We start from the raw sequence: 22,510 nt of genomic DNA on the forward strand, positions 1-22,510 counted from the left end.
TTGGGCAAGCCCCAGGTAGGGGCAAAATTTGGGCCGCAGTGTTGCACGCGACCCGGAGTTCTGCAACGTATTTTGCACGAATGAGAATTTTATGAAATCATCATTGCACGAATCCAGCGCCTTGCTGACCGAGCGGCTGGCCCGCCAGGACGCCGACCTGACCGCCAGCGAACGGGCGCTGGCCGAGGCCCTGGGGCGCGACTACCCCCACGCCCTGCTGGAGTCCGCCACCGCCCTCGCTGCGCGCACTGGCACCAGTGCATCGACCGTGGTGCGGCTGTTTGCCAAGCTGGGCTACGGCAGCTATGCCGAGGCCCAGCGCGAGGCGCGGGCCGAGGTTACCGCCCTGCTGCAAACGGCGGGGCAGCGCGCGCCGGTCACCATCGGCACCCGGCGCAGCCTGCAGCAGTGTGTGGACGACGCGCTGCTGCACGACCAGCACAACCTCACCACCACGCGCGACGGACTGGACATGGCAGCCTTCGAGGCCATGGTGGCACGTATCGCACAGGGCAAGGGACGCATCTTTGTGCTGGCGCAGATCAACAGTGCCCCGGTGGCCGCCTGGCTGGCGCTGCACCTGAACATGTGCCGCCCGGGCGTGCACGAACTGGGGGCTGGCGCGGTGGACGCCACCGACCAGCTGCTGTGGATCCAGCCCGAAGATGCCTTGCTGGTCTTCAGCATCCGCCGCTACGCCAGCGGGCCGGTGAAAGTGGCGCAGCGCTTTCGCGACGCCGGGGCCCAGGTGCTGGCCATCACCGACAGCGCCGCCGCGCCCTTGGCGGCGCTGTCCCACCACCGGCTGCAGGTGCGCACGTCCAATGCGTCGCCGTTCGACTCTTACACCGCCGCGTTCTTCCTGTGCAATGCGCTGGTGTCGGCCGTGGCCCAGCTGCGGCACAAGGCGGTGTCCGAGGCACTGAAGCGGCGCGACGATCTGTGGACAGATTTCGAGTCGCAACTCATCGTGGAAAGCCCCTCGCCAGCCGGTCGGCGGAGCAAGCGCTAGCCTGCGCGCGGCAGACGTTCAGCCTTGGGTAGCCCCATGAAAAAAGCGCTCCGGAGAGCGCTTCTTTTGTAGCCCCCAACCCTTGCGGCACGGGGGTGCAGGCACCGTTCAGTGCTGCAGGATCTTATTGAGGAAGTCCTTGGTACGCGGCTGGCGTGCGTCGGGGTTGTTGAAGAAGTCGTCCTTGGAGCAGTCTTCCAGGATCTTGCCGCCCACGTCCATGAAGATCACGCGGTTGCTCACCTTGCGGGCAAAGCCCATTTCGTGGGTCACGCACATCATGGTCATGCCTTCGTTGGCCAGGCCCACCATCACGTCCAGCACTTCACCGACCATTTCGGGGTCGAGCGCGGATGTGGGTTCGTCGAACAGCATCACGATGGGGTCCATCGACAGAGCGCGCGCAATGGCCACACGCTGCTGCTGACCGCCCGAGAGCTGGCCGGGGAACTTGTCCTTGTGGGCGATCAGGCCCACGCGCTCCAGCATCTTGAGGCCGCGCTTCTTGGCGTCGTCCGCGCTGCGGCCCAGCACCTTGATCTGCGCAATGGTCAGGTTGTCCGTCACCGACAGGTGGGGGAACAGCTCGAAGTGCTGGAACACCATGCCCACGCGGCTGCGCAGCTTGGGCAGGTTGGTGCTGGGGTCATGCAGCTTCACGCCATCGACCGTGATCTCGCCCTTCTGGAAGGGTTCGAGCGCGTTGATGGTCTTGATGAGTGTGGACTTGCCAGAGCCCGAGGGCCCGCAGACCACGACCACTTCACCCTTGTTGATGGTGGCCGAGCACTCGTTGAGCACCTGCACCGGGCCATACCACTTGGATACGTTTTTGAGTTCGATCATTTCTTTTTCCTCAATCCAATCTCTTTTGCACCAGCCTCGATCAGCGGATGATCGCGATCTTCTGGTGCAGGCGCTTGACCGCCCATGACAGCGCATAGCACATGATGAAGTACAGAACCGCAGCGGCCAGGTACGCCTCGATCGGACGACCAAAGTTCTTGCCCGCCACTTCAAAGCCCTTGAGCATGTCGTAGGCGCCAATGGCGTAAACCAGCGACGTGTCCTGGAACAGGATGATGGTCTGGGTGAGCAGCACGGGCAGCATGTTGCGGAACGCCTGGGGCAGCACCACCAGCTTCATGTTCTGGCCGTAGGTCATGCCCAATGCCTGGCCGGCGTACACCTGGCCGCGTGGGATGGACTGGATGCCAGCGCGCATGATTTCGCTGAAGTACGCTGCCTCAAAGGCAATGAAGGTGATGACTGCCGACACTTCCGCGCCAATGGGGCGGCCGATGATGGCGGGCACCAGCAGGAAGAACCACAGAATCACCATCACCAGCGGAATGGAGCGCATGCCGTTGACGTAGATGGTGGCGGGCACATCCAGCCACTTCTTGCCCGACAGGCGCATGAGGGCCAGCACGGTGCCGAACAGCACGCCCCCGATGGTGGCCACCAGCGTGAGGATCAGGCTGAAGTACAGCCCCTTGAGCACGAAGTTGGAGATCAGGTCCCAGTTGTAGAAGGAGAAATCGAGATTCATATCAATGCCCCCCTCCGGCCGCGCCACTCACGACCATGCCAGGGATGCGTGCGCGCTTTTCAATGAAGGCCATGATGCGGTTGATCGCAAACGCCGAGATGATGTACAGCGTGGTCACCGCCAGATAGACCTCGATGCCGCGCGAGGTTTCTTCCTGCGCCTGCATGGCGAACATGGTGAGTTCAGCCACCGACACGGCAAACGCCACGGACGAGTTCTTGAAGATGTTCATCGTCTCGCTGGTCAGTGGCGGAATGATGATGCGAAACGCCATGGGCAGCAGCACATAGCGGTAGGTCTGGAAGGTGGTGAAACCCATGGCCATGCCGGCATACCGCTGGCCGCGTGGCAGGGCCTGGATGCCCGAACGCACCTGCTCGGCGATACGTGCCGAGGTGAAAAAGCCCAGCGCCAGCACCACCAGCGCAAAACCGGGAACGCCCCGCAGCACCGGGAACAGGCTGGGCAGCACGTGGTACCACAGGAAAATCTGCACCAGCAGCGGAATATTGCGAAACAGCTCGACCCAGGCGTTGCCCAGCCGAACAATCATCGGGCGATCCTGCAAGGTGCGCAGCGTACCGATGAATGAACCCAACACAAGCGCCAGCAGCAAGGCCAGCAGCGAAACGGACACCGTCCAGCCCCAGGCCGACAGCATCCAGTCCAGGTAGGTGATCTCGCCGCCTTTGCCAAAGCAGCCCTGCACCACATCCCGGTCCATGGTGTCCTGGCAGAACACCTGCCAATCCCAACTCATAGGAGCACCCCTTTAATTTTTGGTTTTGCGCTGGGGGGCCCACTGGGCCGACCCAACAAAAAAGCCCCTTCAAACCAGCTGGCCGAAGGGGCACAAGCGTTGCAGAGCTTACTTCTTGGCGTAGTCTTCCATGGGCTTGTCGTTAGGCGATGCCCAAGCTGCCTTGGTAGCGTCGGACATCGGCAGGCCGATCTTGGTGTTGGTCGGTGGCACGGGTTGCATGAACCACTTGTCGTACAGCTTGGCCAGCGAGCCGTCGGCGATCTGGCGCTTGATGGAGTCGTCCACAGCCTTCTTGAACGCGGGGTCGTCCTTGCGCAGCATGCAGGCGATGGGTTCCACCGACAGCACTTCGCCCACGATCTTGTAATCGGCAGGGTTCTTGGACTTGGAGATGTTGGCAGCCAGGATGGAGCCGTCCATCACGAACGCGTCAGCACGGCCGGTTTCCAGCATCAGGAAGCTGTCGGCGTGGTCCTTGCCGAACACTTCCTTGAAGTCGATGCCGCCAGCACGTTCGTGCTTGCGCAGGGTCTGCACGGAGGTCGTGCCGGTGGTGGTGGCCACGGTCTTGCCGTTCAGGTCCTTGATCGAGGTGATGCCCGAGTTGGCCTTCACCACGGTGCGCACTTCTTCCACATAGGTGGTCACGGCAAACGCCACGTCCTTTTGGCGAGCAGCGTTGTTGGTGGTGGAGCCGCACTCCAGGTCCACGGTGCCGTTGGTCACCAGCGGAATACGGTTTTGCGAGGTCACGGGCTGGTACTTGATATCCAGCTTGGGCAAGCCCAGTTGCTTCTGGATGTCGTGCAGAACGATCTCGCCCATTTCGGTGTGGAAACCCACGTACTTGCCGTTGCCCAGCGTGTACGAAAGACCTGAAGACTCGCGCACGCCCAGCGTCACGCTGCCGGAGGCCTTGATCTTGGCCAGAGTGTCATTGGCCTGGGCAAATACGCTGCCTGCAGCCAAGGCGGTCACGGCAACCGCGAGCAAATGTTTCTTCATAGGGATCTCCTTGTGTTGAAAACGAAAAAGGGGGGGATTTTAGAGACAGGGGCCAGCCGGGGGTAACCGGTCAGGACCGCACTCCAAAAAGGGGTAGCACGCAACCAGGGATATTAGTCAGAACGGGACCTGGTCGGTAGGGTATTTCCAGAAGTCGCGCAACAAGTAACTGACCGGCAGGCTCAGCACGGTGTTGTTGGGCGGAATGGCCTTGTTGAACCACTTGTCGTAAATCGGGTAAATCTCGCGGCTGGTAATCAGGCGGCGCATTTCCTCGTCCACCAGCTTTTTGAACTCAGGGTCGTTCTTGGGCAGCATGATGGCCAGTGGCTCGGTGGTCATGAAGCGGCCCACCACCTTGAGCGCTTTGGGGTCGGGCCGCCCGGCCGCCAGGCCGTACAGCAGCACGTCGTCCATCACAAACGCATCGGCCTCACCCTTCTCGACCATCTCGACCGCCTTGGCATGGTCGGGTGCCTCGACGATGGTGATGCCCATCAGGCGCTCGCGGTTGGCCTGGTCGGCCGCCTTCAGGGGCGTCGTGCCCTTGGTGGACACCAGCTTCTTGCCGTTGAGATCCTCCACCCTGTCGATGGTGCTGGAGGACTTGACCAGCAGCCGCGCGCCGGTGATGAAGTGGGGGATGGTGAAGGCCACCTTCTGGCGCCGCTCGGCGTTGTTGGTGGTGGAGCCACACTCCATGTCGGCCTTGCCCTGCTCGATCATGGCGATGCGGTTGGCCGGCGTGACAGGCACCAGCTCGATCTCCATGTCCTTCTTGCCGGTCTTCTTGCGCACCAGCTCGGCCATGCGCAGGCACAGGTCCAGCGCATAGCCCACAGGCTTGCCCGACTGGCTGTCGACGTACGAGAAAGGCACCGAGGATTCACGGTAGGCAATGACCAGCTTGCCACCGCCAGCCACGCGCTCCAGCACGCTGGCCTGCGCAGACGCACCGACCGCACAGCACAGTGCTGCGAGGCCCCAGGCCAATCCCCAATGCTGAACTTTCATACGATGCCTCTGTGAAGGAATGAACCGGGTTTGCAATCTTCGTGCCACCGTGGGGCCCTGCCAAGGCACACGCTGCTATCCACCGATCCGGCGATGGCGCAGACTGTACGTGTCGTTACGGTGAAATTCCAATGCCGTTTGCGCGCACAACTATGCAAAGTGTTTATGTCCGTATTTACCCTTAGCATGAGGCCGCTTGGGCCTGCAGGTAGGTCCACAGCGCCTGCGCCGTGCCTTTAGGGGTGTCCTTGCCATTGGGCTTTTCGCGGTAGGCACGCACATCCATGGTCATCTGCAGGCCTTCGGTGTCGGGGGGCGCGGCGCTGACCAGGCGGCGCGAGCGCAGCTCCTTCTTCACGGCGCTGTGGGGCAAGAAGGCCACGCCATGCCCTTCCAGCGCCATGGCCTTGAGACCTTCGGCCATATCGGTCTCGTACACACGCTCCAGGTGAATGGGCGTCTGCGATTGTTTGAGGATGAGTTCGGTCACCCGCCCCAGGTAGGCGCCGGGCGCATAGCCTAGGTAGGGCAGCGGCTGCCCCGCGCGGCCGGGCAGGCGGTGCACGGGCTGGCCATCGGCGTCGGCCTTGCTGTAGGGCGACAACACTTCCTGACCCAGGCTGACCATTTCATACCGATCGGCATCGAGCTGAAAGGGCTGCGAGGGGTGGTGGTATGCGATCAGCAGGTCGCACCCGCCTTCGACCAGGCGCATCACCGCGTCGTGCACATTCAGCGCAATCAGGCGGCTTTTGAACGGGCCGAACTTGTCGTGCAGGCTGGACACCCAGGCCGGGAAGAACGTGAACGCCAGCGTGTGGGGCACGGCGAACTCGATCATGTCCTTGCCTGCACTGGTGTGCGCGCGCAGCATGGCGCGCGTGTTCTGCAGCGACTGGAGCATTTCCAGGGCCTGGTCGTACAGGGTCTTGCCGGCCGGGGTCAGCCGGGTGGGGTAGGAGCTGCGGTCCACCAGGTCGGTGCCGGCCCAGGCCTCCAGCGCCTGGATGCGCCGCGAGAACGCTGGCTGGGTCACATGCCGCAGCTGCGCTGACCGGCTGAAGCTGCGGGTTTCCGCAAGACTGACGAAATCTTCAAGCCACTTGGTTTCCATCGGTGCATTATCCGCGCGCGGGCTACACCGTGCTGGCCGCTGGCATGAGGGTTTACACAGTGCTGACGCGGCGCACCAATGGTGTGCATGCATAGCAACCCATCGCATAATAGAAAGCGGCGCCTACAGCGCTCCGCGTCGAGGCCCCTGGTGCACAACACTGCCGGGCAGGGCGACCCGCACATCCGCATCGAGTACTTTGCCGAGGGCGGCTCTGCCCTGCGCAGCAAGCGCCTGTCCATGCTGGGCGCGGCCACTGTGGCCCTGCTGTTTGGCGTCATCGCCGTCCTGAGCGTGCGCGTGGTGTGGGACGACTACAGCTTTGGCGAAACCTCCCCCGGCATCGGCGTGCCGCAGTGGTGGTATTCAATCTGGCTGCCCGTGTTCTCTGCGCTCATCACGGCACGCGCCATTGGGCTGTTCATCCGCCGCAGCCGCGGCGCGGTCAGCGATGCCGCCCCGGCGCACAAGGATGCGCAACCATGATCGCAACGCTGCTGTTTGTGGCCTTTCTGGGCCTGATGTTTGTGGGCGTGCCGATTGGCGCCGCGCTGGGCCTGGCCGGTGCCGCCGCCATTGCGCTGGCCAATGCCGACAGCCAGTGGTTCGGCCTGCTGGCCGTGCCGCAGAACTTCTACGCCGGCCTGGGCAAGTACCCGCTGCTGGCCATCCCGATGTTCGTGCTGGTCGGCTCCATCTTCGACCGCTCGGGCGTGGCGCTGCGCCTCGTGAACTTTGCCGTGGCCATCGTCGGGCGTGGCCCGGGCATGCTGCCGCTGGTGGCCATTGCGGTGGCCATGTTCCTGGGCGGCATCTCGGGCTCGGGCCCGGCCAATGCCGCTGCTGTGGGCGGGGTGATGATCGCGGCCATGTCGCGCGCGGGCTACCCGCCCTCGTTCTCGGCCAGCGTGGTGGGGGCCGCTGCGGCCACCGACATCCTGATCCCGCCCTCGGTCGCGTTCATCATCTACTCGGTGCTGGTGCCCGGCGCCTCGGTGCCCGCGCTGTTTGCGGCTGGCATGATCCCGGGCATCCTGGCGGGCGTGGCGCTGATCGTGCCCGCCGTGTGGATGGCGCGCAAGCACAAGATGGGCGCGCTCGAAGCCACCATGCCCCGCCCCCCATTCTGGAAGAGCCTGCGCGAGGCCACCTGGGGCCTGGCCGCGCCGGTGCTGATCCTGGGCGGCATGCGTGCCGGTTGGTTCACGCCGACGGAAGCCGCCGTGGTCGCGGTGTTCTACGGCCTGTTCGTGGGCATGGTGATCCACCGCACGATTTCTGTGCGCGACCTGTTCCCCATCTTGCGCGAATCGGGCGAGCTGTCCGCCGTGATCCTCATCGTTGTCTCGCTCGCGGGCATCTTTGCGTATTCGCTGTCCACGCTGGGCGTGATCGACCCGGTGGCCAACGCCATCGTGAACTCGGGCCTGGGCGAGTACGGCGTGCTGGCGCTGCTCATCGTGCTGCTGATCACGGTGGGCATGTTCCTTGACGGCATCTCGATCTTCCTGATCTTTGTGCCGCTGCTGCTGCCCATCATGCAGCACTACAAGTGGGACCCGGTGTGGTTTGGCGTCATCCTCACGCTCAAGGTGGCCCTGGGCCAGTTCACCCCGCCACTGGCCGTGAACCTGATGGTGTCTTGCCGCATTGCCGGTGTGCGCATGGAATCGACCGTGCGCTGGGTGGGCTGGATGCTGTTCGCCATGTTCCTTGTGATGGTGGCCGTGATCGCCTTCCCGCAACTGGCCCTGTGGCTGCCCGCCAAACTGGGCTACTGACCCCTTGCCGACGAATTTCTAACCAGGAGACTGAAACAATGAAACTGCGCACCTTCCTCACTTCCGCCGTGGCCGCTGCCGCCGCCCTGGCGTTCACCGCCCCTGCCGCCATCGCGCAGACCGCGTACAAGAGCGAGTACCGCATGTCGCTGGTGCTGGGCACGGCCTTTCCCTGGGGCAAGGGCGGCGAGCTGTGGGCCAACAAGGTGCGCGAGCGCACCCAGGGCCGCATCAACATCAAGCTCTACCCCGGCGTGTCGCTGATCCAGGGCGACCAGACGCGCGAGTTCAGTGCCCTGCGCCAGGGCGTGATCGACATGGCCGTGGGCTCCACCATCAACTGGTCGCCCCAGGTCAAGCAGCTCAACCTGTTCTCGCTGCCCTTCCTGTTCCCCGACTACGCTGCGGTCGATGCAGTGACGCAAGGCGACGTGGGCAAGCAGATCTTCACCACGCTGGAGAAGGCAGGTGTCGTGCCGCTCGCCTGGGGTGAGAACGGCTACCGCGAAATCTCCAACTCCAAGCTGGCCATCAAGAGCCCCGCCGACCTCAAGGGGCTGAAGATCCGTGTGGTGGGCTCGCCCCTGTTCCTGGACACCTTCACCGCGCTGGGCGCCAACCCCACACAAATGAGCTGGGCCGACGCACAGCCCGCCTTTGCCAGCGGCGCGGTGGACGGCCAGGAGAACCCCATCGCCGTGTACCAGGCCGCCAAGCTGCATACCGTGGCGCAGAAGCACATCACCATGTGGGGCTACGTGAACGACCCGCTGGTGTTCGTGGTGAACAAGGACATCTGGGCTTCGTGGACCCCTGCGGACCGAGAGATCGTGAAGCAGGCCGCCATCGACGCTGGCAAGGAAGAAATCGCCATCGCCCGCAAGGGCATGGTCGAGGCCGACAAGCCCCTGCTCAAGGAAATCGCCGCCAACGGCGTGACCGTCACGCAGCTGTCCGCCGCCGAGCGCGACGCGTTCGTGAAGGCCACGCGCCCCGTGTACGAAAAGTGGAAGGGCCAGATCGGCGCCGACCTCGTGGGCTCTGCCGAGAAGGCCATTGCTGCACGCAAGAAGTGACCCTTGAGTGGGCCCGTCCGTCACCGGTGCGAGCAGTCGCCCGGTGTTTGCCAAAGCCCCGCCATGGCGGGGCTTTTTGCTGGGCGGGCGCGAAAGCGACAGCTGGGGAAGTGCCCGCGATTTCACTATTTATTTGATAGCACCCAAGGCATATTGCACTAGCGCTACCGGCCGCTTTCACTTCAAATCATCGGGAACTGGGTGCTTGACCGCGTTTTTGCGCAGCTTGTGCTCCACGGCCTCGGCCAGGTCCACGCCCGCGTGGTCCGCGAGCTGCAGCAGGTACAGCAGCACGTCGGCCACCTCATCGGCAATGGGCTCCTTCAGCGCCGGGTCCTCACGCACGGCGAGCGACTGTTCCGGCGTCATCCACTGAAAGATCTCCGCCAGCTCGGCCGCCTCGACCATCAGCGCCATCGCCAGGTTCTTGGGGGTGTGGAACGGCTGCCACTGCCGCTCCGCCGCAAACGCGCGCAACCGGGTCTGCAGCTCCGTCAAATCGACAGACATTCCATTGCTCCTGATTCAATAGCTAACAGCGCATATTCCACTAGCGCTATCGACCTGCACGGCCCCAAACCGGTCACACCGGCGTGACCGGCGCCTCACCCGCCAGATGGCGCCGGGCGTTCTCCATGAACCGGTCCACCGAGGCCTGCACGGCTTCGGGCGACCAGCCCGCCACATGGGGCGTGAGCACCACGTTGTCCAGGTCCAGCAGCTCGGCCGGGGGGGCGGGCTCGCTCTCGTACACATCCAGCCCTGCGGCGGCAATGCGGCCGTCGCGCAGCGCTGCGGCCAGGGCGGTGGTGTCGATCACGCTGCCGCGCGCGATGTTGACCACCACGCCCCGCGCGCCGAGCGCCTTCAGCACGTCGGCGTTGACCAAATGTTTGGTGCCCGCGCCGCCCGGCGTGGCGACCACGAGGAAGTCCGCCCATTCGGCCAGCGCGGTGACATCGGCAAAGTAGCGATAAGGCACATCGGTGCGTGCACTGCGGTTGTGGTAGCCCACCTCGATCTCGAAGCCCAGCGCGCGCTGGGCAATCTTCTTGCCGATGGTGCCCAGGCCGATGATGCCCAGCCGCTTGTGCGACACGTTGGGCGGCAGCGGCAAGGCCGTGCGCCAGATGCCGGCGCGGGTGGCCTTGTCCAACAGCAGGATGCGGCGCTGCGCCGCGATCAGCAGGCCCCAGGTGTGGTCGGCCACGCAGTCGTCGTTGGTGCCTGCACCGGTGGCCACCACAATGCCGCGCGCCTTGGCATGGGCCACCGCCACGTTCTCGTAGCCTGCGCCTAGCGCGCAGATGAGTGTGAGCGCGGGCAGCGCATCGATCTGCGCCGGGCTCAGGCCCACCGCACCAATGGTGAGCACCACACGCACGCGGCTGCCGTGCTGCGCGATGGCGGTGGCGGCCTGCGGTGCATCGGGGGCGTAGATCACTTCAAAGGTCTGGGCCATCTGCGCGATGTGCTCTTCAGACAAAAACATGAGGGCGAGAAGGACGGGCTTCATGGATTACAAATCGCGAAACAAATAAAAGAGAGAGGGATGCCGCTCAGGCGGCAGCATCGCTTTGCTGGAGCGACCACATGCTGGCGTAGCGGCCGCCGAGGGCCAGCAGCTGCGCGTGCGTGCCGCGCTCGATGATGCGGCCCGCGTCCATGACCAGGATCTCGTGCGCGTCCACCACCGTGGACAGGCGATGGGCAATCACCAGCGTGGTCTTGTTCTGCGCCACGCCCTGCAGCTCGGCCTGGATGGCGCGCTCGTTGGCGGAGTCCAGCGCGCTGGTGGCCTCGTCAAAGATCAGGATGGGCGGGTTCTTGAGCAAGGTGCGGGCAATCGCCACGCGCTGCTTTTCACCGCCCGAAAGCTTGAGCCCCCGCTCGCCGACCATGGTGGCGTAGCCCTTGGGTGTGCTGGCGATGAAGTCGTGGATGCGCGCGGCGCGGGCGGCGGATTCGATCTCGTCCTGGCTGGCGCCAGGGCGGCCATAGGCGATGTTGTAGGCCACGGTATCGTTGAACAGCACGGTGTCTTGCGGCACGATGCCAATGGCCTGGCGCACGCTGGCCTGCGTCACGCTGCGGATCTCCTGCCCCGCAATGGTGATGCGCCCCTGCTGGATGTCGTAGAAGCGGAACAGCAGCCGCGCCAGCGTGCTCTTGCCCGAACCCGAGGGCCCCACCACCGCCACCGTCTTGCCCGCCGGGATCTCGAAGCTGATGCCTTGCAGGATGGTGCGCCCGCCCTTGGCGTCATAAGCAAACACCACGTCCTCGAAACGCAAGGTGGGCTGGTCCAGCCCCGCCAGCGGCTTGGCGCCAGGGGCGTCGGCCACCTCGCGCTCCTTGTCCATCAGCGTGAACATCTTGTCCAGGTCGGTCAGGCTTTGCTTGATCTCGCGGTAGATCACGCCCAGGAAGTTGAGCGGGATGTACAGCTGGATCATGAAGGCGTTGACCATGACCAGGTCGCCCAGCGTCATGCGGCCATCGACCACGCCCTGTGTGGCGCGCCAGAGCATGGCCACCAGGCCCACGGCAATGATGAGCTGCTGGCCGGTGTTGAGCAGGGACAGCGTGGTCTGGCTCTTCAGGCGCGCGCGGCGCAGGCGCTCCAGGCTTTCGTCATAGCGGCGGGCCTCGAAGCCTTCGTTGTTGAAGTACTTCACCGTCTCGTAGTTGAGCAGCGAATCCACGGCCTTGGAATGCGCGGCCGAGTCGAACTCGTTGGCCTCGCGGCGGAACTGGGTGCGCCACTCGGTCACCAGCACCGTGAAGAGGATGTACAGCGCCAGCGCCGCCAGCGTGATCCACGCAAACCAGGCGTCGAACTTGATGGCCAGCACCGACAGCACCAGCACCACCTCAACCAGGGTGGCGACCACGTTGAACAGCGTGAACGAGATCAGCGACTCGATGCCGCGCACACCGCGCTCGATGTCACGCGTCATGCCACCCGTCTGCCGCTCCAAGTGAAACCGCAGGCTAAGCGCATGCAGGTGCTCAAAGGTCTGCAGCGCAATCGAGCGCGCTGCGCCCTGCGTTGCCTTGGCAAACACCAGCTCGCGCAGCTCGGTGAACAACGAGGTGGACAGCCGCAGCGCGCCGTAGGCCACCAGCAGCCCCACCGGCACCACCAGCAGCGCGGCGGGGTCGCCCGGCTTCAGGCTCATGGCATCGACCAGCGTCTTGAGCAGGATGGGCACGCCCACGTTGGCGAACTTGGCGCCCACCATGAAGACGATGGCGGCTATCACGCGCCATTTGTATTGCCACAGGTAGGGCAGCAATCGGTGCAGGGTGACCCAGTCCGACTGGACCGGTGCGGGACTGGCGGCCATGCCACTGGCGGTGGCACCGGGCGCGCTGGCGGCGGCAGGGGGGGAGGTTTCGCCGTGGTGGCGCATGGGGGACAATTCCGGTTGTTGTTTTTACCGACCTGGCTGATGCCCAGGTGGCTTTTTCAGGGCGCGAGGCCTTGTGAAACCACCGGTTTCCCCAAGGATTGGCTCAGCCCCAACCGAGATTGTGCCCATGTCTGCCGTTTTCAGCCCACCACCCGCCGCATTGCCCACCGACAAGGAGCTGGTGCTCAAGGTCATCCCCATGCCCGCCGACACCAACGGCAATGGCGACATCTTTGGCGGATGGGTGATGGCGCAGGTTGACCTGGCGGGCTCCGTGCTGCCCGCGCGCTACATCCAGGGCCGCATGGCCACGGTGGCGGTCAATGAATTCATCTTCAAGCAGCCCGTGCGCGTGGGCGACATCCTGTCGTTCTTCTCGGCCATCACGCGCGTCGGCAACACCTCGGTCACCGTGGAGGTGGAGGTGTATGCCGAGCGTTTTTCTGCCCAGGGGCAGTATGTGAAAGTGACGGAGGCGCGACTGACCTATGTGGCCATCGACCACCAGGGCAGGCCGCGCCCGGTGCCCAAGCACAACGCGCCTGCGTGAGCCACCGAACGGAATCGAACGGACTGACCGCGCCTATCGGGGCGCGGCTGTGAGTGCAGATCAGGCTGCCAGCGCGGCTGGCTCAGCCCTCAAAGGGGCTGCTGCCCGCTGTGTGCTGCTAGACGACGATGCGGAAAAACCGGCCTCGATCTCTCCCGCCAGCTGTCCACCCTCTTCCACCACCAGCTTGCCGTAGCGGATCTTGCCGTTGACCTTGCCGGTGCTGTAGATCACCAGCTTTTGCCGCACGGTGAGCGTGCCGTTGAACTCGCCGTGGATCTCGGCAATGTCGATCTCAGCCGAGCCCTTGAAGGCGCCGTGCTCCGAGATCTGGATCACGCGCGAATCCATCGTGGCCTCGACCGTGCCTTCGACCACGAGCGTGTCGCAGTCGGTGATCTCCACGCCCTTGAGCTTGATGTTCGGGCCCACCGTGAGCTTGCTGCCTGAGCTGTCGCTGGCACTGGCCGACTTGGGGGCAGCCGGAGCAGGCACCGGCTGCGCAGGTGCGGCGCTGCTGGCCGCCGTGCCGCCCAATACGGAGCCTGAGGTGGTGCTGCTGCGGGGTTGGAACGACTCGGGTTCACGCTTGCCAAAGAAAGGGTTTTGCACGGCCATCAGATCTCCTTGAAAAGAGAGTCATCGTAGGTTTCGTGCCCCTGGAAAGATGCCTTCGTTACGCAAGAACGGTAACCAAACGGTTCTCTCGTAGCATGCGCTTGCAAGGCTTGCGGGATCACACATCCCGCGCACGGCAGCACGCCCGGATCAAGAAACGATGTACGCCGCAGCCCCCGCCGACATGATCTGCCCGTCCGGCCCCAGAAACTCCATGCGTGTCGTGGCGACACGCGAGCCCAGCCGTAACACCTGCGCCCGCAGCTCAAAGTGGCTGCCAATGCCCGGGCGCAGGTAGTCGATGCGCAGGTCGATGGTGCCCAGCTTGGCAAAGCGGTGCAGGCGCTGCTCGGGCGGCTCGTCCAGGTGCTTGGCGCCAATCGCAGCCATCACGGCCAGGCCGCCCATGGCGTCGAGCCCCGCACTGATCACGCCACCGTGAATGCGGTTGTAGGCGTAGTGCCCCACCAGGTCGGGCTTCATGTCAATGCGTCCCACCACGCCGTCAGGCGCCAGGGCGGTGACCTTAAGCCCCAGGACCTGGTTGAACACGATCTTTTCTTCAAAGATGGACTTGAGCCCGGCGATGAACTCGGGCTCGAAAGCCTGTGGCTGGGGGGAAATGGTTTTGCTCATGGTGTGCTGTGTGCGGACCTGCAGCGCGCTGCGCCCACCGGTCCGATGACTCCTGTTTTTATAGCTGCTGGCGCTTGATACACCAGCACCTGGAGGCATTTTGACTTAAAACTGGCCGTGGCGTCCCTGCCCAGCCGCAAAACGCGAGGCGCCGCGCAGCGCCTCGGCCAGGCATTCGCGGCCACCCGCCCACTCCTGCAGCAAGGCCTGCTGCAATGGCAAGCCCTCGGCGGCCAGCGCACTGGCGCGGTCTGCACGCAGGGTGGCCTGCGGGAAGGCGGCCAACTGATGTGCCAGGGCCAGGGCTGCCTCCAGCGCCTGCCCGGCAGGCACCACGCGGTTGCACAGCCCCATGCGCAGGGCTTCGGCAGATTCCACCTTGCGCCCGGTCAGGATCAGGTCGAGCGCGTGCGACAGCCCGACAAGGCGCGGCAGGCGCACGGTGCCGCCATCGATCAGCGGCACGCCAAAACGGCGGCAGAACACGCCCATGTAAGCGTCCTCCGCCATCACGCGCAGGTCGCACCACAGTGCCAGCTCCATGCCGCCGGCCACAGCGGCGCCTTCGATCGCCGCAATCACCGGCTTGGACAGATGCAGGCGACTCGGCCCCATGGGCCCAGGTGGGTGGACCGCATCGGCCGTGAAGTCCAGCGTCTCGGCGAGCGCCTCGGGCGTGACGCCGGCGGCCAGCAGACGCGCGCCCGACTGCAGATCCCAGCCCGCACAAAAATGCCCACCAGCGCCCTGGAACACCGCCACATTGGCGCTTTCATCGTGCTCAAAGGCCAGAAAGGCCGCATGCAGTATGCGGGCGGTGTCGGCATCCACCGCGTTGCGCACATCCGGCCGGCGCAATGTCACCAGCGTGACACCGCCTTGCGTTTCAACCTCTACGGACATGCGGCTCTCCTGTGGTCCGGTGCTCAGAACCTGTTCACCCACCCGACGTTACTCCTATTGCGCAGGGTGCAGCGCTGCGTCAATATCCGCCGCTACCCGCTCGCCCACCCCATCAGGGTTAGCCCCGAGTGCGGTATGCACAGCACGCGTGCACCATTATTTATGCAAAGCAATCGCTTTGTAAAAATATTCTGCAGGACCTGCGCAAGCAACGATGCACCTGGCACATGCCCACAAGGCATACGCCCCGCTCTTACCCGCTTTGCGTATCACTTATTCTGGAGAGCCAGTGTGCAATTTGTGCAACTGTTGATCAGCGGCATCTCCCAGGGGTGCATCTACGGCCTGATCGCGCTGGGCTTCGTGCTCATCTACAAGGCCACGGAGACCGTGAGCTTCGCCCAGGGCGAACTCATGATGCTCGGCGCTTTCTGCGGGCTGGCACTCATGACGGTGCTGGGCTTTCCCTTCTGGGTGGCCGTGCTCGCCAGCATCCTGGCCATGGGCTGCTTTGGCGTGGTGCTGGAGCGCGCCGTGATCCGTCCCATCCTGGGCCAGCCCGCCTTCTCCATCGTCATGCTCACCATCGGCATCGGCTACGTGCTGCGTGGGCTGGTGACCATGATCCCCAACATCGGCACCGAGACGCACACGCTGCCCGTGCCCTACAAGGACTTGTCGTTTCGCCTCGGTGCGCTGGTGCTCAACGCCGAGCAGCTGGTGGTGATCGGCGCCACGGGCGTGTTGTGCGTGCTGCTGTTTGCCATGTTCCGCTACAGCAAGCTGGGCATCGCCATGCAGGCGTCGTCGCAGAACCAGCTGGCCGCCTACTACATGGGCATTCCGGTGCAGCGGCTCAACGGTCTGGCCTGGGGCCTGGCCGCCGCCGTGGCGGCGGTGGCAGGCCTGCTGCTGGCGCCCATTACCTTCGTGCACGCCAACATGGGGCTGATCGGCCTCAAGGCCTTCCCGGCCGCTGTGGTGGGCGGCTTTGGCAGCCTGCCGGGCGCCATCGTCGGCGGACTGGTGATCGGCATCGTCGAATCGCTCTCGGGCTTCTATCTGCCCGATGGGTTCAAAGACACGGCCGCGTACATCGTGGTGCTGATCATGCTGATGGTCAAACCCAACGGACTGTTCGGCGAGAAGCTGAGAAAGAAAGTCTGACCCATGCGCTTTCTCTTCAAGACCTCGTACGAGCAAGACATTCGCCTCGCCAAGCATGGCGGGCACGTGTTCTGGTACAGCTTGCTGTGCCTTGCCCTCGTCGCCGCGCCCTGGGTGGCGCCCGAATACTGGCTGGCGCAGCTCACCTTTGTGCTCATCTACGCCATCGTGGGCCTGGGGCTGATGCTGCTGGCGGGCTTCACCGGCTTGTTCTCGCTGGGGCACGCAGCGTTTCTGGGCGTGGGGGCGTATACGCAGGCAGTGCTCACGGGAATGGGCTGGCCGTTTGCGCTGTCTCTGGCCTGCGCGGCGGGGCTGTCGGCCGCTGTGGGTGTGGTGGTGGGCCTGCCCGCATTGCGCGTCAAAGGCATCTACCTGGGCATGGCCACACTGTCGTTCGGGTTCATTGTGGAGGAAGTTTTTGCGCGCTGGGAGTCGGTGACCGGCGGCAACTCCGGCAAGCACCTGGTACCGCCACAAATCGCGGGCTACTCGTTCGAGACCACGGAGTCGTTCTACTTTTTGTGCCTCGTGATTGCGGTGGTCAGCACGCTGGCCATCCTGAACCTGCTGCGCTCGCCCACGGGCCGTGCGTTTGTCGCCATCCGTGATTCAGAGATCTCCGCCCAGAGCATGGGCATCCACCTGGCCCGCTACAAGACGCTGTCGTTCTCCATATCGGCCGCACTGGCAGGCGTCGGCGGTGCGTTGTACGCGCACAAGCTGCAGTTCATCTCGCCCGACCAGTTCAACATCCTGCAGTCCATCGACCTGCTGCTGATGATCGTGATCGGCGGGCTGGGCTCGGTGCATGGCGCCTTTCTGGGCGCAATTTTCCTGATCTCCATGCCACAGCTCATCTCCCTGGGCAAGGACTGGCTGCCGGACTCCATCGGACAGTCACCCGGCCTGCAGGCGGTGGTGTACGGCGTCGTGCTGATCGCGTTTGTGCTGTTCGAGCCCATGGGGCTGTATGGCCGCTGGCTCAAGGTGCGCACCTGGCTGCAGATGTTCCCGTTCTACCGCAAGGGCTTGTTCAAGCGGCAGAAGTCGTTCCAGAAATCGGATCGCTTGAAATGAGCGCGGCGACCACTATGAACCAAGACATGCTGCTTTCGGCGCAGAACCTCAGCGTCCGCTTCGGCGGCGTGCTGGCGGTCAACAACGTGAGCTTTGACGTGCGGCGCGGCGAGGTGTTCACCCTCATCGGCCCCAACGGCGCGGGCAAGACGACGGTGTTCAACCTCATCAGCCGCATCTATACGCCCACCACCGGCACCATCGCCTACGCGGGCCCGGGCGGGGCCCTGCTGCCACTGACCGACCAGCCGCCGCACAAAGTGGCAGGCCTGGGCATTGCACGCACCTTCCAGAACATCGAACTCTTCGAGCACGCGAGTGTGCTGCACAACCTGCTGATCGGCCGCCACACCCGACAGCACAGCAGCCTGTGGGCCGAGATGTTCTTCACGCGCAAGATGCGCGAAGGGGAAATTCAGGCCCGGGAGAAGGCCGAGCAGGTCATCGACTTTCTCGATCTGCAGCACTACCGCGACACCATGGTCGCCGGCCTGCCCTACGGCGTGCGCAAGGTGGTGGAGCTGGCCCGTGCGCTGTGCACCGAGCCGCAGTTGCTGCTGCTCGACGAGCCCTCGTCGGGCCTGAACGTGGAGGAGACTGACGACATGGCCTTCTGGATCCAGGACATCCAGCACGAGCTGGGCATCACCGTGCTGATGGTGGAGCACGACATGTCGCTGGTCTCCAAGGTGTCCGACCGCGTGCTGGCCATGAACCAGGGCGAGGTGGTGGCCATGGGCTCACCGCGCGAGGTGCAATCGCACCCCGGCGTGATCGAGGCGTACCTGGGCACCATCGACGACGTGAGCAACCTGCGGCGTCCGGCGGGTTCAAAAATGGGGGTTCGGGCATGAACGCCGTACTTGCCGCCGTCAACACATCCGCAGCAGCAGCTGCGGCTGACCAACCCTTGCTGCGCCTGCAGAACGTGGAGAGTGCCTACGGCCCCATCAAGGCCATCCGCGGCGTGAGCCTGCAGGTGCGGCGCGGCGAGATCGCCGCCGTGCTGGGCAGCAACGGCGCGGGCAAGACCACCATATTGAAGACCATCAGCGGCATCATCGACCCCCGCAAGGGCTCCATCGAATTCCAGGGCGCCGACATCACCGCCAACGACCCGGCGGCCATCGTGCGCCGGGGCCTGATGCACGTGCCCGAGGGGCGCGAGGTGTTTGCACTGCTCTCGGTGCGCGACAACCTGCTCATGGGCGCCTACACGCGCAGCGATGCCGACGCCGTGGCCCGCGACATCGAAACGGTGTATGGCTACTTCCCCATCCTGAAGGAGCGCGCCGCGCAGGACGCCGGCCTGCTCTCGGGTGGGCAACAGCAGATGCTGGCCATCTCGCGTGCGCTCATGGCCAACCCCGAACTCATCCTGCTCGACGAGCCCAGCCTGGGCCTGTCCCCCAAGCTCACCAAGGAGATCTTCGAGATCGTGGTGCGCATCAACCGTGAGCGCGGCACCACCATCCTGCTGGTGGAGCAGAATGCCAACATGGCGCTCAACGCATCGGACTACGGCTATGTGCTGGAGAACGGCCGCATCGTGATGGAAGATAGCTGCGAGCGCCTGCGCGAGAAGGACGACATCAAGGAGTTCTACCTTGGGATGAAAGATGTCGGCGTGCGCGGAGAGCGGCGCTGGAAGAAAAAGAAGACCTGGAGATAAGCGCAAATGTCTAACCTCTGGGACCTCGATCACATCCAGCCCGCAGGCACCGACGTGCTCGCGGGCGACACCATCGCCGCCATGTTCTGGAACGCCGTGGCCGAGCGCGGCCCGCGCGTGTGGATGCGCCAGAAGGAGCTGGGCATCTGGAAGAGCTGGACCTGGGACCAGACGGCGGAAGCCGTGCGGGAGATTGCGGGCGGCCTGATGTCGCTGGGGTTTGCGCCTGGCGAATGCGCATCCATCCTGTCCAACACCAACATCGAATGGGTGCTGGCCGATCTGGCCGTGCTGAGCTGCGGCGGCGTGGCCAACGGCATCTACCCCACTGACGCTGCGGCGCAGGTGCACTACCTGAGCGAAGACTCTCGCACCACCGTGCTGTTTGTGGAAGACGATGAACAGCTCGACAAGGCCCTGGAAGTGCGCAGCAGCCTGCCCCTGCTGCGCAAGGTGGTGGTGTTCGACATGGAAGGCCTGCGCAGCCTGAACGACCCCGATGTGCTGAGCCTTGCGGACCTGCGCGAGCTGGGCCGCGCCTGGAATACACAACACCCCGACGCGCTGATGCAGCGCGTCAAGGCCTGCCGACCCGAAGACTTGGCCATCCTGGTCTACACCTCGGGCACCACCGGCAAGCCCAAGGGTGCCATGCACACGCACGCCGCGCTCACCTACACCGTGCGCGGCTACAACACGCTGATCTCGCGCAGTGAGGCCGACGAGACCATGTGTTTTCTGCCGCTGTGCCACATCGCCGAGCGCATGGGGGGTGAATACTTCTCGCTCTACACCGGCGCGCGCCTGAACTTTGTCGAGAACCCCGACACCGTACCCGAGAACGTGCGCGAGATCGCCCCCACGGTGTTCACCGCCGTACCCCGGGTGTGGGAGAAGTTCTATTCGGGCGTGATGATCGCGCTCAAGGAATCCACGCGCATGCAGCAGGCGGCCTATGCCTGGTCGATTGGCGTGGGCACCCGCATCGCTGACTTGGTGCTAGCCGGACAGCCGGTGGGCGGTTTGCTGAAGGCGCAGTTCATGCTGGCGCGCTTTCTGGCACTCAACAATGTGCGCAAGCTCATCGGCATCCACCGTGCGCGCTTTCTGGTCACAGGCGCAGCGCCCATTTCGCCCGATCTGGTGAAGTGGTACCTGGCGCTGGGCGTGCCCATGCTCGAGGTGTGGGGCATGACCGAGACCTGCGGCGCCTCCACCGGTGTGCCGGCCAGCCGCATCAAACCCGGCTCCATCGGCCCCGCAGCCAGCTACAACGAGGTGCGCATCGACCCCGCCACAAGCGAAATCCTGGTGCGTGGCCCCAATGTGTTCAAGGGCTACCTCAACCAGCCCGAGAAAACGGCCGAAACAATCGACCCCGAAGGCTGGCTGCACACGGGCGATGTGGGCCTGATCGACGCTGATGGCTACCTGCGCATCACCGACCGCATGAAGGACATCATCATCACAGCGGGCGGCAAGAACATCACCCCCAGCGAGCTGGAGAACGAACTCAAGTTCAGCCCTTACATCACCGATGCGGTGGTGATTGGCGACAAGCTGCCCTACCTCACGGTGATCATCATGATCGACCAGGAGAACGTGGAGAAGTACGCTCAGGACAACGACGTGCCGTTCTCCAACTACGCCAGCCTGACCCGCACGCGCGAGGTGCAGGAGCTGATCCAGGGCGAAATCGACCGCGTGAACGCCAAGTTCGCCCGCGTGGAGCAGATCAAGAAGTTCTTCCTGCTCGACACCCAGCTCACGGCCGAGGATGAAGAGCTGACACCCACCATGAAGCTCAAGCGCAAGCTGGTGCAGCAGAAGTACGCCCCCCAGATTGAGGCGATGTACCGGTAGGTGCGCACGTCACGCAACCACAGGCTACGCCCATCAGGATAGGGAAAGTGCTGGTGCCCCACCCCGGGCATCGTTCTATAACGAGCAACCGAGTTCGATCCAACCAAAGGAGACGTGCCATGAAGTTTCATCACATTGCCGCGCTGGCCATCGTGGCCATGGCCGGAGGTGCTGCACAGGCGCAGCCCAGCCAGGGCGTGAGCAAGGACACCATCACGCTGGGTTCCATCCAGGATCTGTCCGGCCCGCTGGCGGGCTTTGGCAAGCAGGTGCGGCTGGGCATGATGCTGCGCGTGGACGAGGCCAACGAGCAAGGCGGCGTCAATGGCCGCAAGCTGGACCTGAAGGTGGAGGACTCGGGCTACGACCCCAAGAAAGCCGTGCTGGCCGCGCAAAAGCTCGTGAACCAGGACAAGATCTTCATGATGGTGGCGCACATCGGCACGGCGCAAAACCTGGCCGCCATGCCGGTGCAGTTCAGCAAGAACGTGATCAACTTCTTCCCGGTGACGGCCGCGCGGGAAATGTACGAGCCCTTCCACAAGCTCAAGTATTCGTTTGCCGCCACTTACTACGACCAGATCCGCCTTGCAGCCCCCAAGCTCATCAAGGAAAAGGGCGCCAAGAAGATCTGCACCATCTACCAGGACGATGAATTTGGCCTGGAGGTGATGCGCGGGGGCGAAGCGGCACTCAAGTCCATGGGCATGGACTTCACCGAGAAGACCTCGTACAAGCGCGGCGCCACCGACTTCTCTTCACAGGTCGCCAAGATGAAGTCGTCCGAATGCGACTTCGTGATCCTGGGCACCATCATCCGCGAGACCATCGGCACGATCGGCGAGGCGCGCAAGACGGGCTTCAACCCCACCTTCCTGGGCTCCAGCGCCGCCTACACCGACCTCATCCACAAGCTGGGCGGCAAGCCCATGGACGGGCTGTACGCCACCATGACGGTGCAACACCCCTACCTGGATGAAGCCAGCCAGCCCATCCGCTTCTGGGCCAACAAGTACAAGACCAAGTTCAACGAAGACCCCACCGTGTTCTCGGTCTACGGCTACAACGCCATCGATGCCTTCATCAAGGCGGCCCAGAAGGCGGGCCCCAACCTGAGCACCGACAGCTTCATCAAGGCCATGGACACCATGGTGATTCCGCCCGACATGTTCGGCAGCGCCGAGGGCACCTTTGGCCCACAAAAGCGCCTGGGCAGCGATCTTTCTCGCCTGTCGCAGATCACCGATGGCAAGTGGAAGGTGGTCTCCGACTACGTCAAGCCATGAGC

At 64.1% G+C, this 22,510-nt stretch carries 22 protein-coding genes and 1 pseudogene; 11 read left to right on the plus strand and 12 right to left on the minus strand.

Annotation, left to right across the window (positions count from 1 at the left end):
* Positions 1 to 91 precede the first annotated feature (91 nt).
* Positions 92 to 1,012: a MurR/RpiR family transcriptional regulator gene (locus tag CLU87_RS17405; protein ID WP_055400817.1), complete on the plus strand. Its 921-nt coding sequence runs from the start codon at positions 92 to 94 to the stop codon at positions 1,010 to 1,012.
* A gap of 108 nt (positions 1,013 to 1,120) precedes the next feature.
* On the opposite strand, the gene CLU87_RS17410 is transcribed toward CLU87_RS17405, so the two are convergent.
* From CLU87_RS17410 to CLU87_RS17435, 6 genes are all read right to left on the minus strand, one after another.
* Positions 1,121 to 1,858 carry an amino acid ABC transporter ATP-binding protein gene (locus CLU87_RS17410; protein ID WP_056059339.1) on the minus strand — a complete coding sequence of 246 codons (738 nt, stop codon included), beginning with the start codon at positions 1,856 to 1,858 and terminating at the stop codon, positions 1,121 to 1,123.
* A gap of 40 nt (positions 1,859 to 1,898) precedes the next feature.
* Entirely contained in the window at positions 1,899 to 2,564 is a 666-nt protein-coding gene (locus CLU87_RS17415) for an amino acid ABC transporter permease (protein ID WP_056059987.1), read from the minus strand.
* A 1-nt stretch (position 2,565) separates the two neighbouring features.
* Entirely contained in the window at positions 2,566 to 3,324 is a 759-nt protein-coding gene (locus tag CLU87_RS17420) for an amino acid ABC transporter permease (protein WP_056059340.1), read from the minus strand.
* Between the two features lie 108 nt (positions 3,325 to 3,432).
* Positions 3,433 to 4,332: an amino acid ABC transporter substrate-binding protein gene (locus CLU87_RS17425; RefSeq protein WP_056745312.1), complete on the minus strand. Its 900-nt coding sequence runs from the start codon at positions 4,330 to 4,332 to the stop codon at positions 3,433 to 3,435.
* Positions 4,333 to 4,449: 117 nt separating this feature from the next.
* The gene (locus CLU87_RS17430; protein ID WP_099731252.1) at positions 4,450 to 5,346 is read right to left on the minus strand and encodes an amino acid ABC transporter substrate-binding protein; all 897 of its coding nucleotides are present in this window, start codon (positions 5,344 to 5,346) and stop codon (positions 4,450 to 4,452) included.
* Between the two features lie 181 nt (positions 5,347 to 5,527).
* The gene (locus CLU87_RS17435; RefSeq protein WP_056745314.1) at positions 5,528 to 6,460 is read right to left on the minus strand and encodes a LysR family transcriptional regulator; all 933 of its coding nucleotides are present in this window, start codon (positions 6,458 to 6,460) and stop codon (positions 5,528 to 5,530) included.
* A gap of 174 nt (positions 6,461 to 6,634) precedes the next feature.
* On the opposite strand from CLU87_RS17435, the pseudogene CLU87_RS17440 reads away from it, so the two are divergent.
* The 3 genes and pseudogenes from CLU87_RS17440 to CLU87_RS17450 all read left to right on the plus strand — a co-directional run.
* Positions 6,635 to 6,946, plus strand: a pseudogene (locus CLU87_RS17440) (TRAP transporter small permease); the annotation flags it as partial.
* Positions 6,943 to 8,241 carry a TRAP transporter large permease gene (locus CLU87_RS17445; protein ID WP_056745317.1) on the plus strand — a complete coding sequence of 433 codons (1,299 nt, stop codon included), beginning with the start codon at positions 6,943 to 6,945 and terminating at the stop codon, positions 8,239 to 8,241. The pseudogene CLU87_RS17440 and the gene CLU87_RS17445, both read left to right, overlap by 4 nt.
* A gap of 38 nt (positions 8,242 to 8,279) precedes the next feature.
* Complete coding sequence (locus CLU87_RS17450; protein ID WP_099731254.1) at positions 8,280 to 9,317, plus strand: DctP family TRAP transporter solute-binding subunit; 1,038 nt, start codon at positions 8,280 to 8,282, stop codon at positions 9,315 to 9,317.
* Positions 9,318 to 9,494: 177 nt separating this feature from the next.
* Here CLU87_RS17450 and CLU87_RS17455 read toward each other — a convergent pair whose 3' ends face one another.
* The 3 genes from CLU87_RS17455 to CLU87_RS17465 form a co-directional block, all read right to left on the minus strand.
* Positions 9,495 to 9,827: a nucleotide pyrophosphohydrolase gene (locus CLU87_RS17455; RefSeq protein ID WP_099731255.1), complete on the minus strand. Its 333-nt coding sequence runs from the start codon at positions 9,825 to 9,827 to the stop codon at positions 9,495 to 9,497.
* A gap of 73 nt (positions 9,828 to 9,900) precedes the next feature.
* Complete coding sequence (locus CLU87_RS17460; RefSeq protein ID WP_099731256.1) at positions 9,901 to 10,833, minus strand: 2-hydroxyacid dehydrogenase; 933 nt, start codon at positions 10,831 to 10,833, stop codon at positions 9,901 to 9,903.
* Positions 10,834 to 10,876: 43 nt separating this feature from the next.
* The gene (locus CLU87_RS17465; protein ID WP_099731257.1) at positions 10,877 to 12,733 is read right to left on the minus strand and encodes an ABC transporter ATP-binding protein/permease; all 1,857 of its coding nucleotides are present in this window, start codon (positions 12,731 to 12,733) and stop codon (positions 10,877 to 10,879) included.
* Between the two features lie 127 nt (positions 12,734 to 12,860).
* Between CLU87_RS17465 and CLU87_RS17470 the strand changes: the two genes are divergently transcribed.
* A complete protein-coding gene (locus CLU87_RS17470) occupies positions 12,861 to 13,283 on the plus strand; it encodes an acyl-CoA thioesterase (RefSeq protein ID WP_015012492.1) in 423 nt (140 codons plus the stop codon).
* A gap of 60 nt (positions 13,284 to 13,343) precedes the next feature.
* Here the strand turns inward: CLU87_RS17470 and CLU87_RS17475 are convergent, their stop codons facing one another.
* From CLU87_RS17475 to CLU87_RS17485, 3 genes are all read right to left on the minus strand, one after another.
* The gene (locus tag CLU87_RS17475; protein ID WP_099731258.1) at positions 13,344 to 13,901 is read right to left on the minus strand and encodes a polymer-forming cytoskeletal protein; all 558 of its coding nucleotides are present in this window, start codon (positions 13,899 to 13,901) and stop codon (positions 13,344 to 13,346) included.
* A 150-nt stretch (positions 13,902 to 14,051) separates the two neighbouring features.
* Positions 14,052 to 14,537, minus strand: a complete 486-nt coding sequence (locus CLU87_RS17480; protein ID WP_056059361.1) for a thioesterase family protein — start codon at positions 14,535 to 14,537, stop codon at positions 14,052 to 14,054.
* A gap of 105 nt (positions 14,538 to 14,642) precedes the next feature.
* Positions 14,643 to 15,440 (minus strand): crotonase/enoyl-CoA hydratase family protein, encoded by a 798-nt coding sequence (locus CLU87_RS17485; protein WP_099731259.1) that lies wholly within the window; start codon positions 15,438 to 15,440, stop codon positions 14,643 to 14,645.
* Positions 15,441 to 15,731: 291 nt separating this feature from the next.
* On the opposite strand from CLU87_RS17485, the gene CLU87_RS17490 reads away from it, so the two are divergent.
* The 6 genes from CLU87_RS17490 (at position 15,732) to CLU87_RS17515 (ending at position 22,508) form a co-directional block, all read left to right on the plus strand.
* Complete coding sequence (locus tag CLU87_RS17490; RefSeq protein WP_099731260.1) at positions 15,732 to 16,607, plus strand: branched-chain amino acid ABC transporter permease; 876 nt, start codon at positions 15,732 to 15,734, stop codon at positions 16,605 to 16,607.
* 3 nt (positions 16,608 to 16,610) lie between these two features.
* Positions 16,611 to 17,687, plus strand: a complete 1,077-nt coding sequence (locus CLU87_RS17495; RefSeq protein ID WP_057229158.1) for a branched-chain amino acid ABC transporter permease — start codon at positions 16,611 to 16,613, stop codon at positions 17,685 to 17,687.
* A gap of 14 nt (positions 17,688 to 17,701) precedes the next feature.
* Positions 17,702 to 18,541 carry an ABC transporter ATP-binding protein gene (locus CLU87_RS17500; RefSeq protein ID WP_099731261.1) on the plus strand — a complete coding sequence of 280 codons (840 nt, stop codon included), beginning with the start codon at positions 17,702 to 17,704 and terminating at the stop codon, positions 18,539 to 18,541.
* Entirely contained in the window at positions 18,538 to 19,359 is an 822-nt protein-coding gene (locus CLU87_RS17505; protein ID WP_099731262.1) for an ABC transporter ATP-binding protein, read from the plus strand. The genes CLU87_RS17500 and CLU87_RS17505 overlap by 4 nt, the downstream gene beginning before the upstream one ends.
* Before the next feature lie 6 nt (positions 19,360 to 19,365).
* Positions 19,366 to 21,222, plus strand: a complete 1,857-nt coding sequence (locus tag CLU87_RS17510) for a long-chain fatty acid--CoA ligase (RefSeq protein ID WP_099731263.1) — start codon at positions 19,366 to 19,368, stop codon at positions 21,220 to 21,222.
* A 119-nt stretch (positions 21,223 to 21,341) separates the two neighbouring features.
* On the plus strand, positions 21,342 to 22,508 hold the full coding sequence (locus tag CLU87_RS17515) for an ABC transporter substrate-binding protein (protein ID WP_056059375.1): 1,167 nt from the start codon (positions 21,342 to 21,344) through the stop codon (positions 22,506 to 22,508).
* Positions 22,509 to 22,510: the final 2 nt, after the last annotated feature.

This window comes from Acidovorax sp. 59 (genome assembly GCF_002754175.1).
In the GTDB taxonomy this organism is placed as follows: domain Bacteria; phylum Pseudomonadota; class Gammaproteobacteria; order Burkholderiales; family Burkholderiaceae_C; genus Acidovorax; species Acidovorax delafieldii.

Excerpts from the sequence above, each read along its gene's own strand:
- CLU87_RS17405 (WP_055400817.1), top strand. The coding sequence starts at position 92 with ATGAAATCATCATTGCACGAATCCAGCGCCTTGCTGACCGAGCGGCTG.
- CLU87_RS17410 (WP_056059339.1), bottom strand. The coding sequence starts at position 1,858 with ATGATCGAACTCAAAAACGTATCCAAGTGGTATGGCCCGGTGCAGGTG.
- CLU87_RS17415 (WP_056059987.1), bottom strand. The coding sequence starts at position 2,564 with ATGAATCTCGATTTCTCCTTCTACAACTGGGACCTGATCTCCAACTTC.
- CLU87_RS17420 (WP_056059340.1), bottom strand. The coding sequence starts at position 3,324 with ATGAGTTGGGATTGGCAGGTGTTCTGCCAGGACACCATGGACCGGGAT.
- CLU87_RS17425 (WP_056745312.1), bottom strand. The coding sequence starts at position 4,332 with ATGAAGAAACATTTGCTCGCGGTTGCCGTGACCGCCTTGGCTGCAGGC.
- CLU87_RS17430 (WP_099731252.1), bottom strand. The coding sequence starts at position 5,346 with ATGAAAGTTCAGCATTGGGGATTGGCCTGGGGCCTCGCAGCACTGTGC.
- CLU87_RS17435 (WP_056745314.1), bottom strand. The coding sequence starts at position 6,460 with ATGGAAACCAAGTGGCTTGAAGATTTCGTCAGTCTTGCGGAAACCCGC.
- CLU87_RS17445 (WP_056745317.1), top strand. The coding sequence starts at position 6,943 with ATGATCGCAACGCTGCTGTTTGTGGCCTTTCTGGGCCTGATGTTTGTG.
- CLU87_RS17450 (WP_099731254.1), top strand. The coding sequence starts at position 8,280 with ATGAAACTGCGCACCTTCCTCACTTCCGCCGTGGCCGCTGCCGCCGCC.
- CLU87_RS17455 (WP_099731255.1), bottom strand. The coding sequence starts at position 9,827 with ATGTCTGTCGATTTGACGGAGCTGCAGACCCGGTTGCGCGCGTTTGCG.
- CLU87_RS17460 (WP_099731256.1), bottom strand. The coding sequence starts at position 10,833 with ATGAAGCCCGTCCTTCTCGCCCTCATGTTTTTGTCTGAAGAGCACATC.
- CLU87_RS17465 (WP_099731257.1), bottom strand. The coding sequence starts at position 12,733 with ATGCGCCACCACGGCGAAACCTCCCCCCCTGCCGCCGCCAGCGCGCCC.
- CLU87_RS17470 (WP_015012492.1), top strand. The coding sequence starts at position 12,861 with ATGTCTGCCGTTTTCAGCCCACCACCCGCCGCATTGCCCACCGACAAG.
- CLU87_RS17475 (WP_099731258.1), bottom strand. The coding sequence starts at position 13,901 with ATGGCCGTGCAAAACCCTTTCTTTGGCAAGCGTGAACCCGAGTCGTTC.
- CLU87_RS17480 (WP_056059361.1), bottom strand. The coding sequence starts at position 14,537 with ATGAGCAAAACCATTTCCCCCCAGCCACAGGCTTTCGAGCCCGAGTTC.
- CLU87_RS17485 (WP_099731259.1), bottom strand. The coding sequence starts at position 15,440 with ATGTCCGTAGAGGTTGAAACGCAAGGCGGTGTCACGCTGGTGACATTG.
- CLU87_RS17495 (WP_057229158.1), top strand. The coding sequence starts at position 16,611 with ATGCGCTTTCTCTTCAAGACCTCGTACGAGCAAGACATTCGCCTCGCC.
- CLU87_RS17500 (WP_099731261.1), top strand. The coding sequence starts at position 17,702 with ATGAACCAAGACATGCTGCTTTCGGCGCAGAACCTCAGCGTCCGCTTC.
- CLU87_RS17505 (WP_099731262.1), top strand. The coding sequence starts at position 18,538 with ATGAACGCCGTACTTGCCGCCGTCAACACATCCGCAGCAGCAGCTGCG.
- CLU87_RS17510 (WP_099731263.1), top strand. The coding sequence starts at position 19,366 with ATGTCTAACCTCTGGGACCTCGATCACATCCAGCCCGCAGGCACCGAC.
- CLU87_RS17515 (WP_056059375.1), top strand. The coding sequence starts at position 21,342 with ATGAAGTTTCATCACATTGCCGCGCTGGCCATCGTGGCCATGGCCGGA.